The organism is Pelosinus sp. UFO1 (assembly GCF_000725345.1).
Taxonomy (GTDB): domain Bacteria; phylum Bacillota; class Negativicutes; order DSM-13327; family DSM-13327; genus Pelosinus.
Window position 1 is genome coordinate 1,230,014 of record NZ_CP008852.1, and the last position, 17,471, is coordinate 1,247,484.

At 40.4% G+C, this 17,471-nt stretch carries 12 protein-coding genes; 3 read left to right on the forward strand and 9 right to left on the reverse strand.

The window, feature by feature from the left end; translation table 11 throughout:
- Position 1: 1 nt before the first annotated feature.
- The 7 genes from UFO1_RS05475 to UFO1_RS05505 all read right to left on the reverse strand — a co-directional run bounded on the left by UFO1_RS05475 (position 2) and on the right by UFO1_RS05505 (position 6,155).
- The gene (locus tag UFO1_RS05475; RefSeq protein ID WP_038668826.1) at positions 2–538 is read right to left on the reverse strand and encodes an HAD-IIIA family hydrolase; all 537 of its coding nucleotides are present in this window, start codon (positions 536–538) and stop codon (positions 2–4) included.
- Positions 539–616: 78 nt separating this feature from the next.
- Positions 617–1,432, reverse strand: a complete 816-nt coding sequence (locus tag UFO1_RS05480; RefSeq protein WP_038668828.1) for an alpha-1,2-fucosyltransferase — start codon at positions 1,430–1,432, stop codon at positions 617–619.
- 11 nt (positions 1,433–1,443) lie between these two features.
- The gene (locus tag UFO1_RS05485; protein WP_038668830.1) at positions 1,444–2,622 is read right to left on the reverse strand and encodes a DegT/DnrJ/EryC1/StrS aminotransferase family protein; all 1,179 of its coding nucleotides are present in this window, start codon (positions 2,620–2,622) and stop codon (positions 1,444–1,446) included.
- Positions 2,582–3,565, reverse strand: coding sequence for a GDP-L-fucose synthase (locus tag UFO1_RS05490; RefSeq protein ID WP_051788837.1), 984 nt, complete (start codon positions 3,563–3,565; stop codon positions 2,582–2,584). Before UFO1_RS05490 ends, UFO1_RS05485 begins: the two co-directional genes overlap by 41 nt.
- Positions 3,566–3,902: 337 nt before the next feature.
- On the reverse strand, positions 3,903–4,487 hold the full coding sequence (locus tag UFO1_RS05495) for an SIS domain-containing protein (RefSeq protein WP_038668832.1): 585 nt from the start codon (positions 4,485–4,487) through the stop codon (positions 3,903–3,905).
- A complete protein-coding gene (locus UFO1_RS05500) occupies positions 4,487–5,464 on the reverse strand; it encodes a GHMP kinase (RefSeq protein ID WP_038668834.1) in 978 nt (325 codons plus the stop codon). The genes UFO1_RS05495 and UFO1_RS05500 overlap by 1 nt, the downstream gene beginning before the upstream one ends.
- On the reverse strand, positions 5,439–6,155 hold the full coding sequence (locus UFO1_RS05505; protein WP_038668837.1) for a nucleotidyltransferase family protein: 717 nt from the start codon (positions 6,153–6,155) through the stop codon (positions 5,439–5,441). Before UFO1_RS05505 ends, UFO1_RS05500 begins: the two co-directional genes overlap by 26 nt.
- Before the next feature lie 276 nt (positions 6,156–6,431).
- Between UFO1_RS05505 and UFO1_RS24010 the strand changes: the two genes are divergently transcribed.
- Positions 6,432–8,228 (forward strand): glycosyltransferase, encoded by a 1,797-nt coding sequence (locus UFO1_RS24010; protein ID WP_051788838.1) that lies wholly within the window; start codon positions 6,432–6,434, stop codon positions 8,226–8,228.
- Positions 8,229–8,309: 81 nt separating this feature from the next.
- Here UFO1_RS24010 and UFO1_RS05515 read toward each other — a convergent pair whose 3' ends face one another.
- Positions 8,310–10,817, reverse strand: a complete 2,508-nt coding sequence (locus UFO1_RS05515) for a DUF6385 domain-containing protein (RefSeq protein ID WP_051788839.1) — start codon at positions 10,815–10,817, stop codon at positions 8,310–8,312.
- Between the two features lie 185 nt (positions 10,818–11,002).
- Here UFO1_RS05515 and UFO1_RS05520 point away from each other — a divergent pair, with 185 nt between their 5' ends.
- Both UFO1_RS05520 and UFO1_RS05525 read left to right on the forward strand, forming a co-directional pair.
- Positions 11,003–12,967: a glycosyltransferase family 2 protein gene (locus UFO1_RS05520; RefSeq protein ID WP_038668840.1), complete on the forward strand. Its 1,965-nt coding sequence runs from the start codon at positions 11,003–11,005 to the stop codon at positions 12,965–12,967.
- 2 nt (positions 12,968–12,969) lie between these two features.
- Positions 12,970–14,718: a glycosyltransferase gene (locus UFO1_RS05525; protein ID WP_038668843.1), complete on the forward strand. Its 1,749-nt coding sequence runs from the start codon at positions 12,970–12,972 to the stop codon at positions 14,716–14,718.
- 118 nt (positions 14,719–14,836) lie between these two features.
- Here the strand turns inward: UFO1_RS05525 and UFO1_RS05530 are convergent, their stop codons facing one another.
- A complete protein-coding gene (locus UFO1_RS05530) occupies positions 14,837–17,407 on the reverse strand; it encodes an SBBP repeat-containing protein (RefSeq protein ID WP_038668845.1) in 2,571 nt (856 codons plus the stop codon).
- Between the last annotated feature and the right edge of the window lie 64 nt (positions 17,408–17,471).

Below are 17,471 nucleotides of genomic sequence, written 5' to 3' on the forward strand. Positions count from 1 at the left end.
ATTATTTAATGATAATTGTACTAACAGCTGCCAATAAATCATCAGCTGTCAGCACGCCTTCAATTGCTGAACCGATTAAAATTGGCTTTATCCCGAAGTTAATACCTGATTCGATATCAGAGAGGCTGTCACCTACCATAAAAGAAGTTTCTTTGCCAATATCAAACTCCAAGGCTGCCTGCAAAAACATTCCTATCCTAGGCTTTCTACAGGTACAATTTGCAGTAACATCATGTGGGCAATAATAAATTCTATCAATAAATGCGTTTTGTTTTTTCAGATCCTGGTTCATCTTATCGTGTATGTGACTCAAAGCATCCTCTGTCATCATACCCCGGGCAATCCCTCTTTGATTGGTCACGATAATGACTTTGTAACAATGCTGGTTTAACAGGTGGATAGCTTTAGCAGCACCAGGAAGCAAATGAAAATCTTCGTACCTTTTTATATAATCATGTTCAGTGGCTTTCTGATTAACAACACCGTCACGATCAAGAAAAACTGCGTTTATTTTAGCTGTCTTTAAGCTGCTAGTCATTTATTGCTCCTTCTCTGTAATGAGTATTAATCAGCACTTCGGAAACATGGTGTTTTTTTAGTAAGTCACTTCATAGTACTAAATTGCAAACCAGTTCTCTGGGATAACATCTTTGGTATCTTTGTCCGTTGTATTAAACCATCTATTTGGAGCAATAACAATTTTATTCTTATTCGTGGATAACCAAGCTCCCCACCAACTAAAAGTACTATTTGCGATAATATGATGTTTACACAAGCTCATTAAACGAAGGTCTTCATAGTTTTTTTCGGGACCATTTTGAGAAACAAATGTTGTAGGATAATCAATGTTTACATTCTCTTGTGCCCATTTAATATCATCCGAAAAAATAAAAAAGTGGGGTTCATGAATAACAGACGTCATTTTAATTATTGCTTTGCGATAATACTCCATTGAGCAAACTCCATGAATTTTATTAGCAGCTGGATTTGTTACGTAGTCAACCCGGCGAATATGCAAACTAATGGAATTGCAATCCATAATGTTGTTAGCGGTTGTCAAATTTATTAGTTCCGCGGGAGTCTTAATTAAGAATTCTGTTCGAATCGTTTCCTCAATATCTTTAAAATATTTTTCAGTTTGCCAATAACCATCTAAATAAATATCTCCAGGAGCATTTAATATCTGTGGATCAAAGTGGAAATAGGGTTCTCGAATCACTCTGCCAGCAGCAAAGAGAGCATTTATTTCCTCAATCGTTGCGTAATTCTCCACAATATTAAAATGTTTTAAGCTATAGTTATGCAGTTTATATTGTTGAAATGGAAAAACATTCAGTTTGATAGGTTCATTATTTATAATGGAAATTCGACGAGCCATTGCATATTGAAAAAGTTGATTACCCAAGCCGCCAATTAATTGCACAATGATCATAAGATTCTCCCCTAAACATATTTTTTTAGACAACTACTAAGCGTCTCTAGATCCACATCTGTTAATTCGGGGTAATTACCGCAATAAAAACCACAGTTATGAATAAAATCTGTTCCTGGTAGTTCGTAATTTTCACCAACATACTTTGCATAAAAGGGTTGACGTAGAATATTTCCAGCTATCATTGGTCTTATTTCTACTCCAGCTCCAGAAAATTGCCCCAGATATCTATCCCGCAATTCTGGTGTTTTACAGAGAATTGGAAATGAAAAACTGGAAAATACTGTGATGTGGGAATGATCAAAGGGGATTAAATCGGGATTTTGTAAAACACCCTTCTCAAGTAGAAGAAAATTATTCTGCCGAATTTTTATATTTTCCTCCAGCAGTCTAAGCTGATTTATACCTAAGAATCCTGTTATTTCCGTTGGACGAAGGTTATAGCCCAGATCATAAAATGTGTACTTTGCCTCAAATTCGTTTTGAATAGAGTATTTTCTTCTCCACTTGTACTGCTGCTCTGAAGTTAGATTTCTATCCCAACCATTGGCACGGACAATTCGTAACATTTCATCCAGTTCATCATCATTGGTATGTGCCATTCCGCCTTCGATGGTCGACATATGATGTGCTACAAAAAAGGATGAACTGGCAGCAATGCCGAAATTACCAGCTTTTCCGGATGGTAATTCAGTACCTAGAGATTCACAGTTATCTTCAATTAATATAATTTCATTAGCGTGACAGATATTTTGTATTTCCTCCAGATCTCCCGTAAAACCTAAGGCGTTGGTAATGAAAAAAGCTTTTAGTTCTATCTCTTTGATTCGTTCAAGCAAATTAGGGGACATTACATTGAGAGTCCTGGGAGTGCAATCAATAGGGACTGGTATCAATCCCATTTGGAGAATCGGCATTATATTGGTTGACCAAGTAAGAGCAGAAAATCCGACTTTATCGCCTTCACGTAATCTTCCAAGATTTTTTAGTGCTTGTAGAATAGCCAAATTAGCACTGCCGCCACTGTTGAATAAAGCAGCATGTTTTACTTTCTGGAATTTCGCAAACTTCTTCTCAAATTCCCCGCATTTTGTACCCATGCTCAAGCGATCAGACCGTATGATAAACTCGGCCAATGCGTTTTTTGTTTCATATTCGTTTAGAAAAGTACTTTTCATCAATGGGATCATATTTTTCCTCCCCATTTTCGCAGTGAGCATAGTATTCATTTATGACTTGATCAATGCCCTCTTCTAATGAAATTTTCGGCTTAAATCCCAGTGAATGTATTGTTGATATATCAAGACATTTTCGCGGCATTCCATCAGGCATGTTGAGATCCCAATGTATTTCTCCTTTATATCCGGCTTTTTTAGCAATGAGATTCGCTAACTCTTTTATCGATACATCCATTCCCCAACCAACGTTAATGATAGTAGGGGAATCGTAGCATTCCATTAAAAATAGTAGCGCATTTGCCAAATCATCCACATGCATAAATTCTCTACGAGCAGCACCACTTCCCCAAAGTACAACTTTTGCCAAGTCCAATTTTACTGCATCCACAAACTTCTTAACTAATGCAGAAAGAACATGAGATTTTTGCGGATCAAAGCTATCATTTGTACCATACAAATTACACGGCATCGGACAGATACTTTTTAGACCATATTGCTGATGATAAAACTGAGTTAACTTTAAGCCGGCAATTTTAGCTAAGGCATAGCCCTCATTAGTCGGCTCAAGTGGTCCTGTTAAAAGATACTCTTCTTTCATAGGTTGTGGGCAGTCGCGCGGATAAATACAGGAGCTGCCAAGGAACAATAGTTTTTTCACACCATTTTCATATGAGCAACGGATAATATTATTTTGTATCATTAAATTGTCATATAAAAAATCTGCGGGATACGTTAAATTGGCATAGATGCCGCCAACTTTCGCAGCAGCAAAAAATACATAGTCTGGTTGTTCAGATTTAAAGAATTGTTCCACTTGCTGAGAAATACGCAAATCAACTTCTTTTTTGGAAACAGTAATAATATTGGGATAACCCTGTGCTGTCAATGCCCGGACAATTGCTGACCCAACCATTCCTTTATGTCCTGCAATATAGATACGGCTATTCATTTTCATTTTTAACTATTCTCCTTATGCATGTAAAATCATCCTATCACCAAGTTTTAAAGGTTTGGGTAAAAATCAGATACTATACTATATGCTATATCTATAAAATAGTGATTTAAGGCATAATTATTCCTGCTGATGCACTAAATAGGTCTGGTTTCATAATATATAAAGTGATGATAGTGGTATGTCAAAAACATGATAATGAGAAATTAGGAGAAGCCCCTGCTGCATGAAAAGGCAGCAGGGGCGTTGTTAAGCAAACAATAATTCACTTTACTTGTCTTGCGAATAAAAGTATATTTTCCCTATAAAATCTACTTTTATTTTAGTTGTGTTCAAGGTGCTAGCCACTTATTTCTCTTTCTGTTACAATGAGTTTCCGGAAATATTGACTGAGGACATGTCCTAACATCAGATGTATATCTTCCACTTGGCCATAGTTGAAATTATCAACAACTATATTGGTAGTTGTAAGTTCTTTCACTCTTCCACCATTGAATCCTAGGATACCGATAGTAGTAACATTGATGCTATTGGCATAGTTTACGGCTTGCACTAGATTTGGTGAATTTCCTGATGCAGAAATACAAATTAATATATCTCCAGGTTCCAACAAGTTTTCTAGCTGTTCTTTAAAAACTTCATTATAAGAAATGTCATTTGATATTGCGGTCATATGCGCGACGTTATCAGTCAAACTCATTATTTTTAGCCTTTTTTCACCTGGAACAGCAGTACCTTTAGCGAAATCGCAGACATAATGAGAAGCGGTTGCTGCACTGCCACCATTACCAATAACGTAAATTTTCTTATTCCCTTTATAAGCATCCCATAGAATGGTTACGATTGTAGTCAGATCTTTTGAAGTAAGATTATTTATTGTAGCAATTAATTCACTGCAGTATTGCTTGAAATATAAGTTTATCATTAGTCCTCTCCCAAAAAAATGATTCGACTTCCATGTTTTGTGATACCGAAGTCGATCTTTTTCATATCTTTTAGAGCATCTCGAACACGCTCTTGCTTATCCTCATCACAATAAAATAGTAAGAATCCACCACCGCCAGCACCCAAAATTTTTCCCCCCACAGCGCCGGCCTCTCGCGCTTTCCAATAATAATTTTCTATCGTATTATTACTAATCCTGTTACTTAACTGCTTTTTAAGCATCCAACCATCGTGAAGAATGTCCCCAATTTTTTTGTTTATACCATCAATTAATAACACATTTTTTAATTCGTTTGCTTGATCCCTCATGCGGTCTAATAATTCTAGTTTATTTTTAGTTTCTTTCTTTTGGGTTGACAAGATTCCGCTGGCAGATCGGGTAATACCTGTATAAAATAACAGCATTTTTTTATTCAATTTATCAATATCGGTTGTATTCAAGTTTAACGGTTCATGAAAGACTGTTTCATCTGAATTAAAACGAAAATAATTAATATTTCCGAATGCAGCAGCATATTGATCTTGTTTACCAATGGGTTTTCCCAATAGATTGATTTCTATTTGACAAGCCTCTTTGGCCAAGTATTCCGAAGATTTTTGCTCTCCTTTGAAAGTATATAAAGCATTTAACAATCCAACTGTAAAACTACTAGAAGACCCTAATCCCGTTCCAGCGGGAATATCTGCAATGGACGTAATCTCAATGCCTTTGGTAATTTCAGTTAATTTGAGGCATTCCCGGACAATGTCATGTTGTATTTGATCAATATTTTCAACGATTTCTGTTTTTGAATAACTAATTCTTATCGTATCATCAAATCTTTTATTAACAGTAATATAGATATACTTATCAATCGTTAGACTAACTACTGCACCATATCCATTGGAATAATAGGCTCCTAAATCTGTGCCGCCACCTGCAAAGCTAATTCTAAGTGGGGTTCGAGATATAATCATTTTTCCAATCCTCATTTGCTTTCTTATAGTTCTCTATAGTTCCTATATCAAGAAGATATTCATGAATCATATATCCTCTCATTTTATTAGTTAATAGTGGCAAAATATCATGTCCTAAATCAAAAATAGCTTTGTTTGGCGGAAAGTAATCGAATATTCTATTGCTGGCTACATAAATGCCTGCATTGGCCAAATTGCTCCTCGGCTTCAATGGTTTTTCGATAAATTCAGTTATGATATTTTCTGTATTGATTATTGCAATCCCACACTGAGTAGGGTTATTTGCATGAAATAACCCCATTGTCAGAATATCGAAGTGGCTATTATGAAAGTGTATTAATTTACTTAGATCTACACAAGTCAAATTATCTGCATAACAAATTAGAAACTCTGTTTCATCACAAACAAAGTTTGCATTATTTCTTATTGTGCCGCCACTACCTAAAAGTTCTTTTTCATAGATGATTTTAATTTTTATATCAGTCTGATCAATGCCTTTAACATAGTTACTAACTTGTTCACTATGATAATGAGTATTAATAAGTACTTCAGAAATATGGTGTTTCTTTAGTAACTTAATCCACCAGCTTAGAAGTGGTTGATTATTAATTGGAACCAAGCATTTTGGTATACTGTCTGTAAGTGGCTTTAGTCTTGTTCCATATCCTGCGGCAAGGAGAAAAGCTTTCATCTATATCGCCCCATATAAGAACATTTAATGTACTATATGAACAACTAACCCAAAGTGCTACTTATAGTAATGACCATGTTTATTTTTGCGTTGCGCACAATGAAAAATAACCTGAATATAATGTATCGGAAGTCCAAATGTAGGCTTTAGCTTACATGTATGCGTAGAGAAGCTGTATTAAAATGTCCAAATGCGAGGTGTGGGTTAGGGAACAACCAAAAGAACAAGGAGCAAATGGAGGGCAGTCCCTGATAGATCGCGAAAGGAGTGCAATGCATGCACGAGGTGGTAGGATTAATATTCAGTAAAGATAGAGCCATGCAATTAGACGCAACGTTAAGATCGTTTTCTTTACATTGTCGGGATATGGGAAATATCGACTTTAAAGTTATTTGGACATACTCTAATTCAATCAATGAACAGCAATATCAAGAACTGGCGAGCACTTATCCATCTATCGAGTTTATCAGTGAATTGAATTTTGAGTCGCAGGTTTTGGCAAGCATAGCTGGTTACGCATATGTTTTATTTTTGGTAGATGATAATATTTTTGTGAGAGATTTTTCAATGGAAAATGTAATTGAAAGCTTACGAACAAATCAGGATGCGCTTGGATTTTCATTGAGGCTAGGCATAAATACAAACTCGTGCCATTTGTTAAGACTTGACCAGCAATTACCAACATTCATGATTACCGAGAATGAATTTTTAAAGTATGACTGGACGTCAGCACAGTACGATTTTGCCTATCCCTTAGAAGTTTCAAGTTCCGTTTATAGAGTAAATGATATAATGGCAGCTGTGCATCATTCTTTTGCCGATCCTACTATGTTGGAAGTGCAGCTTAATCGCAATAAAAAAATCTTTTATCAGCAAAAAAAATTCCTTCTATGCAATCAGTATTCTTATACGTTTTGTAACTTTATTAACAGGGTACATACCATTGTTAAAAACCAGGCAGGAGAAACATTCTATTATTCGACGGAACAACTTAGCGAAATGTTTATCCAAGGGCATCGAATCAATGTGGAAGAGTACAACTCATTTATTCCTAATGCCTGTCACCAAGTGGTTGAATTGAAATTCAAGAAAATAACGGATTTATCACGAGCCAGCAAGAACAAAACTGAACAAATTTTCACCGCGGATAGTAGGAATTTTCAAGGTATGATTCCTAAAGTTAGTGTCATTATGCCTGTGTATAATGCAGAGGATTACTTAAGCCAGGCGATAGAGAGCATCCTTGGGCAAACATTTACCGACTTTGAGTTCATTATTATTGATGACGGTTCTACAGATAATAGTCTTAATATAATTAAAACTTACAACGATTCACGTATCATACTTATCCGTAATGAAACGAATCTTAAGTTAATTGCTTCACTGAATAAGGGAATGAATCTGGCCAATGGGAAATATATTGCGCGCATGGATGCAGACGACATTAGCTTGCCGGAACGGTTAGCCAGACAGGTGGAATTTATGGATCAGCACCCCAATGTTGCTGTATGTGGGACTTGGGTAGAACTATTCGGTGAGTGTGAGCAATCCTTTTGGCATTTTCCTGATAATCCAGATGTAGCTAAGTGTGTGCTATTATTTGGTTGTTGTATCGCTCATCCTTCTGCGATGCTAAGAAGAACCATATTGGAAACAGGTCTTTGTTATTCTGACCTGTATCCCCATGCGGAGGATTACGGCTTTTGGGTACAAATCGCAAAAAAATTCGATATTACCAGTCTCCCGCAAGTATTACTTAAATATCGGATATCAGGCAACCAAAAAAGTGCCAAAGATGCACAACAAGTAATAGACGGAGCTGCAAAAATCCAACTTGAGCAGATCAACGCCCTCGGCATTGAACCAACAGAGCAGGAATGTCTCCTGCATTGGACCATTAGTCAAAAACAATTTATTCCGAATGTTTCGTTTACCCATGCGGTGTTAGCATGGCTTACCAAACTTAAAGAAGCAAACTCGTTCTTACATTATTATCCCGAACCGGCTTTTAGCGAAATTCTACGTATGTATTGGAGTAGTGTTTGTATAAATTTAGTAAATGCTTTTAAATAATGATATTTCCTCCCTTTACTTATTTCCAACAAAAGTGACCCCCGTACTCGGGGGTCATTTTTGTTACGCGGCAATTATTGGTTATCCTCCTTGACCATTGAACCAAACATTTAGTGTAACATCCGTACCACTGGCAGTATTATCAAGAAGTAATCGCGAATATTTGAGGAAGAAGTTAGAAGTATCAGCTAAAGGTCCGGTTGTAGGATTGACAGTTGTAGCGATACCGTCATTCACCCAGACACTGTTGTCAGGGCTACCCTGCACTTGGAATGTTACGGTAGTTACGGCGGTACTGTTATTCTCAGTAACCCATGTTATTACATTAAGAATAGATGCATCTTGGCTGGTAACTGCTAGGGTAGTGCCACCTGCAACATTGACATTGGGGAATGATGCCTCGGTGAAATATAAGAGTGACGAGACTGCCCCAAAGGTAATAGCGCCAAAGGTCACATCACCAAAGGTAACCGCGCCAGTGATAGCGCCAAAGGTAACGGCGCCAAAAGTGACAGCTCCGAAAGTGACATCACCAAAGGTAACCGCGCCCGTAATAGCTCCAAAGGTAACGGCTCCAAAAGTGACAGCGCCTGTAATCGCCCCAAAGGTAACAGCTCCGAAAGTGACATCACCAAAGGTAACCGCGCCCGTAATAGCGCCAAAGGTAACGGCTCCAAAAGTAACAGCGCCTGTAATCGCGCCAAAGGTAACAGCTCCGAAAGTCACATCACCAAAGGTAACAGCACCAGTGATAGCGCCAAAGGTGACAGCTCCGAAAGTGACATCACCAAAGGTAACCGCGCCAGTGATATCACCAAAGGTAACGGCACCAAAAGTGACAGCACCAGTGATAGCTCCAAAGGTAACGGCACCAAAAGTGACAGCGCCTGTAATCGCCCCAAAGGTAACAGCTCCGAAAGTGACATCACCAAAGGTAACAGCACCAGTGATATCACCAAAGGTAACGGCTCCAAAGGTGACAGCTCCAGTGATAGCGCCAAAAGTAACGGCACCAAAGGTAACAGCACCAGTGATAGCGCCAAAGGTGACAGCTCCGAAGGTCACATCACCAAAGGTAACCGCGCCCGTAATAGCTCCAAAGGTAACGGCTCCAAAAGTGACAGCGCCTGTAATCGCCCCAAAGGTAATAGCTCCGAAAGTCACATCACCAAAGGTAACAGCACCAGTGATAGCGCCAAAGGTAACGGCACCAAAAGTGACATCACCAAAGGTAACCGCGCCAGTGATATCACCAAAGGTAACGGCACCAAAAGTGACAGCACCAGTGATAGCGCCAAAGGTGACAGCTCCAAAAGTAACAGCACCAGTGATGGCGCCAAAGGTGACAGCTCCGAAGGTCACATCACCAAAGGTAACAGCGCCTGTGATAGCGCCAAAGGTAACGGCTCCAAAAGTGACAGCGCCAGTAATAGCGCCAAAGGTGACAGCTCCGAAAGTGACATCACCAAAGGTAACCGCGCCAGTGATAGCCCCAAAGGTAACGGCGCCAAAAGTGACAGCACCAGTAATAGCGCCAAAGGTGACAGCTCCGAAAGTGACATCACCAAAGGTAACCGCGCCAGTGATAGCCCCAAAGGTAACGGCACCAAAAGTGACAGCACCAGTGATAGCGCCAAAGGTGACAGCTCCGAAAGTGACATCACCAAAGGTAACCGCGCCCGTAATAGCGCCAAAAGTAATAGCGCCAAAAGTAACGGCCCCAAAGGTAACAGCGCCGGTGATAGCGCCAAAGGTGACAGCTCCAAAAGTGACAGCGCCTGTAATCGCCCCAAAGGTAACAGCTCCGAAAGTCACATCACCAAAGGTAACAGCACCAGTGATATCACCAAAGGTAACGGCTCCAAAAGTGACAGCTCCAGTGATAGCGCCAAAAGTAACGGCACCAAAGGTAACAGCACCAGTGATAGCGCCAAAGGTGACAGCTCCAAAAGTGACAGCACCAGTAATAGCGCCAAAGGTGACAGCTCCGAAAGTGACAGCGCCTGTAATCGCGCCAAAGGTAACAGCTCCGAAAGTGACATCACCAAAGGTAACCGCGCCAGTGATATCACCAAAGGTAACGGCTCCAAAGGTAACAGCACCAGTGATAGCGCCAAAAGTGACGGCACCAAAGGTAACCGCGCCAGTGATAGCGCCAAAGGTGACAGCTCCGAAAGTGACATCACCAAAGGTAACAGCGCCAGTGATAGCTCCAAAGGTAACGGCACCAAAAGTGACAGCGCCAGTGATAGCGCCAAAGGTGACAGCTCCGAAAGTGACATCACCAAAGGTAACGGCACCAAAAGTGACAGCGCCTGTAATCGCTCCAAAGGTAACGGCTCCAAAAGTGACAGCACCAGTAATAGCGCCAAAGGTAACGGCACCAAAGGTAACAGCGCCGGTAATAGCTCCAAAAGTCACGGCTCCCAGGGTAATAGCCCCAAAGGTTACCGGTAAGGCAACACCGCCGGCAGTAGTAATCGCCAGGTTACCACTACTATCTGTATTTAAGGCTACATCAGTATTTGTACCAAAAATCTGTACCTTTGCCTTTTCAGGTTGATCCTGGATGATTTTAAAATTTGGCAAAATATATTCCCTCCTTAAAATAGTGACAAAGGTTTTAACCTTCATTGCATAATATTACTTATGTATAGCAAAGGTTACAATTTAGGTGGAATCGATAAAAATTATGCGGTCCGCAGGGGTGGCGATACTTGATTTCAAGCATATATATATATAGAAAACTTTTTTTAAAAAGGATGGAGTTTTTTATGTCTACCAGAATTAGTTTGTGTATGATTGCCAAGAACGAAGAACACAATATCGGACGTTGTTTGCGAAGCGTAAAAGGGGTAGTTGATGAGATTATCGTTGTGGATACAGGATCAAGTGATAAGACTTGTCAAATTGCTCAAGGCTTTGGGGCAAAGGTCCGATCTTTTATTTGGAACGATAATTTTAGCGATGCCAGAAATGCATCTCTTGACCTGGCAACTGGTGATTGGATTTTGTTTCTTGATGCGGATGAGGAGTTAGCAAAAAAAAGTAGAGCAATTTTACGCCAGGCTGTGTTGCAGCCGGGAGTGGAAGGTTATTTTATTAAGATAGTAAATGTGGCTGGTAATGATAGTTGTCCGGAAACCAATGCGGATACAGTATTTCGCTTGTTTCGCAATAGACCGGACTACCGATTTCGAGGGGCAGTTCATGAGCAAATCTGCAATGTAATTATTGAGAAGAAGGGGCAAGTCCAATTTCCATTTATCGAGGATTTGATTATTAATCATTATGGCTATCTCAACAGTGAGATTGAAGGAAAAGATAAAAAGAGGCGTAACCGTGCTTTGCTAGAAAAGGAACTTATCAATAACCCAGATGATTGTTTAGTAAGGTTTCATTATGCAGTAGAACTATTTCGGATGGGGGAAAATTTGTCGGCAGCCCAGGAATTTGAAAGAATATCGACGATAGTAAACCCCAAGGAAGTAATATACGGTCCCAGACTTATGCGTTATATTGCCCTAGCTTATTATGGAGCTAATGAATTGCCTACGGCATTAACCGCTGTCCAGCGAGGACTGGCACTATTTCCTGATTATGCTGATCTCTATTATTATGGAGGGGCACTCTATTATCAGTTAAAAGAGTATGGGCTCTCCTACGAGTATTTTCAAAAAGCAATAGAGGCGCTGGATCAGCCGGTATATTATGCGACTGGTTCCGGAATACAAGGCTTTCGGTCTTATTATTATCTGGGGCAAATCGCGGAAAAATTCTGTAATGAGGAAGAAGCGTTGCGTTACTATATTGAGAGCTTACGGGATAACAGTAGTTTTCCAGCAGCACTTGAGAGCATTATGGGTATTCTACAACCGAGAGAAAACCCAGATTATACCAAGTATGCAATCGGGAAGATCTGCGATGTTTCCGTACCTCAGGCAAAACTGTTGATGGGAAATCTGTTGTTTAGATATGCTGCATATGGTCTGGCTTTGGAGTATTTTGAGGATGTGCCTGAAACTTTAGTTACAAATGAGTTATTGTTGTATAAGGCGATATGTCTTATGCAGCAGCGACGTGGTTTAGAGGCGCTAACTGTTTTGGAATTAATTGAGAGATCCGATAGTTTTAATCCTAATGTTAAGTTTAATAAGTTATTATGTTTTTGGCTTGAAGACAACAGACAAAAGGTTTGGGAATTTGGAGGAGAATTGTTAAGTAGTGGCTTGACGGAAGATACGGCTACAGTTGTGGAACTGCTGCGGAATTCTCATGCCGATAAAACACCTAAAGTTCTCGGTCGTGAAGGAATGACACCGATATTAGAAGCTTTAAGCCGGGCGCTTGACTTAGGCGAATATAATCGTTGTACCTTACTGTTGTCGGGTATAAGTCCCCAATCGCTACGTAATTATTATTTAACCTTGGGAGAGCTGTTTTATCGATATAGGCACTTAGAACTTGCCGAACAATATCTATGCCAGTATATTGAAGAGAACAGCGGCGGTGAGCGGGCATATTTTCTATTAGCTGAAATAAAACAAAGCCAGGGAGCATATTTTGCTGCTATTGACTATTATCAACAGGCGATGCAATTTGCTCCTCAAGAGCCTAAATATTATGTCAAGCTAATCAAGTTGTACGAAAAGGTTCGTTCTGAGCTCTTAAAACAGGCGACGGAAAAGTATCCTCAATTTCCTATATTAGCCACTCTTTTAGAAGAGACCAGGGCTTAAACATGACACCAACGATTAGCTTGGCTATGATCGTGCGGGATGAGGAGGCTAATTTAGCGTTATGTCTTAACAGCCTTAAAGAGGAAGTTGATGAAATTGTCGTCGTTGATACCGGATCAAGGGATGGAACATTAAACATTGCCGCTGATTTTACGGATAAAATTTATTCCTATGAATGGAGCAACGATTTTAGCGCTGCCCGTAATTTTGCCATAAGTAAATGCACCGGGCATTGGATAATTAGCTTGGATGCCGACGAAAAACTGGATTCACAAGCCGGAAGCCTACGACAGTTATTTAATCGCAACCCAGAGGCTGAAGTCTTTTTGTTGCCGCTTTTATTGTGCGCGGATGAAAAATGCGAAAGATTTTCTGTCATTCGCTTATTTCGCAATACTGCCGCATATCGTTTTGCTGGCAAAATTCATGAACAGGTAGTGATAATGAATGCAAAAGTTGTGGGTGTGGCAGATGCGCCTGTTATCCTCCATAAATTTATCACTGGTAAAGAACGCAACAAAAAACGATACCGTAATCTAAAACTGCTGCGGCAGGCAATAAACAGTGAGCCTGATAATTACTATTTAAAATATTACTTGGGTGTTACATGGTTAGGTATGGGGCGCTATGAAAAAGCATTACCCTATTTTCAAGAGGCAGTTGCTAACATAGGTTTAGACCGGCTAATGTTCAGGGGACCGGCTATACGGTATTTGGTTAACTGCTTACGGTTCTGCGGACGCTTGGATGATGCTTTAGGGGTTTGTCACAATGAGTGTAAGCTAAATCCGAACTATACAGATATTTTCTTTGATGCAGGAGCAATTCTGGCGGAAAGGGGCGAGTTTAAGCAAGCCATTGAATATTTTCATAAAGCAATACAATTAGGGACTCCACCATTATTGTTTTACCATTCCCAAGGTACGGAAAGTTTCTTGGCGTTCTATCATTTAGCATTTTGTTACGAAAAAATAGGCTGTTACGAATTAGCCGAAGGTTATTGCTGGCAGGCACTTACTGTCAATCCTAATTATGTTTGTCCTTTATACAACTTGTTTGTATGGAAAGCAACCAATTTGCCGGCGCCTGAGATATTTCTTTATTTTAAAAATAAGAATAGTTTGGTTCATGAGCAATGGGTGGAAATACTGGCAACTCTGTTTTTGGATATGGGGTTGCCAGGGTTGGCTGCCCAGTGCTATGAGCAGTCTCTGACATTAAGCGCCAATATAAGCCTTAAACGAATAAAAAGTTTATTATATAGCGGCTGCGTACAAGAAGCACAGAAGATGGTAAGTGGCAGTGAGAATGGGAAATTTTCGCCAGATATTGCTATTGAAGAAATTATTGCTCATATTGTTAATGCCGATTATCACACAGCCAAGCAGCGGGCCCTTAGATTATGGATACATTCACCAGCTTCGCGCAGCAAAGCCTGGGCCCTGCTGGCTATTATTGCGCGCAGCAGCTTGGCTAGCGGATATACTAAACCGGAAAAATCCCGGGAAACGGAGATTACGCAAACTTATTTATCCATTCTGGAAAGTTGTTTACATTTAAAACAGAAATGCCCTGGGGTTATACCTGCGTCTGCAACATTTGAAAAGTTGACAACAACAATAGTTGGTATGTTAGCGGAGTCTTCAGCGGAAAGTAATATACACTTGGCGGATTTCTTCCAGCGTAAAGCTGGGGAAATCCGGTCCCTATTGGATTATAAATATAGAGCAGCAAGAGGATTATACGTATGAGTGCGGATAATAAAGGAACTGAGTGTTTGTCCTAAAGGGATTTTTTTTGCATAGCATTGTATAAAATAAGCTTAATGTTAAATAAGAAAAACACTCATTAATTGAGTGTTTTTCTTATTTAACAACCACAAGGGGGATTCTTGCGCCAATCTCTTTTTACTGTAGTATTAGTAAATTTGATAATGACAGGTGTAAAGACTGTAGTGGTTATCGTAGCCGATACAGGGGGAGATTGTGTGCTGGTGACGGTGGCGGTATTGGTAATATTCCCGGTATTTTTCGGTTTCACGACAATTGTAACGATAGCAATATCATTAGGCGCCAGTGTGCCCAGGTCGCAGGTTACAATACCTGCAATTTGGCCGCAGCCGCTGGATGCCGAAATAAAGTCAACATTAGGCGGTAGTGTATCGGTTAAAATGACATTTGTCGCCGGGTCGGGACCATTATTAGTGACAGTAATCTGATAAGTAAGGTTTTGCCCTAAAGGCAGCGGGTTAGGCGAACCGGACTTAGCAATGCTTAGGTTAGCAACGGATGCAAGCTTCAGGGCAAAGACATCATAGGGACCGTTAGTATTAGCCTGTATTGGGCCTACTACAGGAAAACCGGGGGGACCGGGTGGTGGACCAGGCGGTGAGGGGGTCCATGATGAGAAAGTAAAACCAGTTACATAGGTGTTACCGTCTGAGTCTGCCGTGATGCTATAACCTTGGTCATAGCTTTTACCGCCAAGGTATGTGGAATAGATAAGACTTGAGCCGTTAGGCGTAATTTTTGTGATGAAAGCATCATTTAAACCGTTGTTGTCAGTTTGTAGGGGATTTTTTAAAGGAAAACCAGGAGGAACAGCACTGGATGAGTAGGTAGATCCTGTCACATACGTATAGCCGTTTGAGTCTACCGCAATTCCATAACCTTTGTCTTCCTCTGCACCGCCAAGATAAGTGGAATAAACAAGGGAACTGCCGCTAGCATTGATCTTGGTTACAAAGGCATCAATGTTTCCGTTGTTGTCAGATTGTAAGGGATTAGCTGTGGTAGGAAAAGGGGGGGATGAAGCGTTGCTTGATGCGGTGAAACCCGTTACATAGGTGTTACTGGCTGAATCTACGGCGATACTACGGCCTTCGTCGACATCTCCACCACCAAGATAACTAGAATAGCCTAGTGAGCCATCAGCGTTGAGCTTAGTTACAAAGGCATCTCTGATGCCGCCAAAGTCAGGTTGGAAGGAACCTGGGGTAATGGGAAATCCATTAGGGGGGGGGGAGAGGACAGGATCTGACTCAGTAGATCCGGTCACATAAGCGTTGCCAGCCGGATCTACCGTGATGGCATAACCGATGTCATTTTTCCAGCCGCCTAGGTAGGTGGAATAACCCAAGGATCCATCTGCATTGATTTTGGTTACGAAGGCATCCCTAAAACCAATAACACTGTTGTTGTCAGGCTGCATGGGGTTCATGGTAGGAAAGCCGATTGTATCGGCAGAAGAAGATTCAGTATAACCGGTTACATAAGCGTTATTATTCGGGTCTAACGTGATGCTATAACCAATATCATCCTGGGAACCGCCAAGATAAGTAGAATAAATGAGAGTATTGCCGGTAGCATTAAGCTTTGTCACGAAAACATCAAAGTTGCCATTATTATTGGCTTGTATTGGATTAACAGTTGGAAAATCAGTAGAAAAAGTAGTACCCGTCACATAAGCATTACCGGCTGAATCTACGGCGATACTCCAGCCGTTGTCGGCGTCTGTGCCGCCAAGATAGGTAGAATAGACGAGAGCTCCTGTAGCATCTATTTTTGTTATGAATACATTATATAAACCTGCGTTGTCAGCTTGATAGGGGGCTTTAATAGGAAAGCCAGGGGGGCTACTCCATGACGACCAAGTCAAACCGGTGACATAAACATTACCCGCTGAGTCTGATGCGATACCGTAGCCAAAATCGTCATTCGAACCACCTAAGTAAGTACTGTATTCTATTGTTGGGTCAATCACAAGGGGTTTGGTAGTATCATAGTTACCTAACCGGAAGCTGACTTGATGACCATTTAGTATATAACTGGCCAAAACTTCCTGCCTCTGCTCAGTTGCTTCTTGATAAACCACAGGTTTGCCTATGCGGATTTCATTATCCCCAGCGGTTAGCAACAGGTTGCCGTAGTCATCCAGTTGCAGTTGCTCATTTTCGGAAAAATCAAGGGAAATAAGGTCAGGATTGGCACCAGGATGTACTATAAAGTCCCATTTGAGCTGCAATTGATTGACGGAGTAGATGGCATCGATTCCAGGATAGACATCCCGGTATTTAACTTTGGCGTAAGTTGGAATGTCAGTACGCCAATTGTCTGGAGAATTACCAACAAAGTAATTAACCTTGCCAGACTGTTCTTCTAATCCGAGAATCTCTTGTTTTTCGTTAGTGCCGCTAAGTTTTAATCGTACTATAGCGGCTGGATCCAGATTTGCTGCCGTTTGCCGTAAGTTTTTTGCTTGCATATTTCTTTCTATATCCTTATTCGGGGAAGGTTTTAATATCATGATTGCTTCGGAAGGTGTCAGAAGTAGGTTATAGTTACAAGAATTTGACAGGAATTTGACTTCTGGGTCACTTTGTCCGTGATTGATCTGAAAACTTAAAGGCATTGTGCAATAGTTCTTTATGTTAGGGTTCATTTTGCGATCCTCCTACTTGGTACTTTGTTAGGAAGCGGAGTTGCAGAGTGGGCATATTATATTT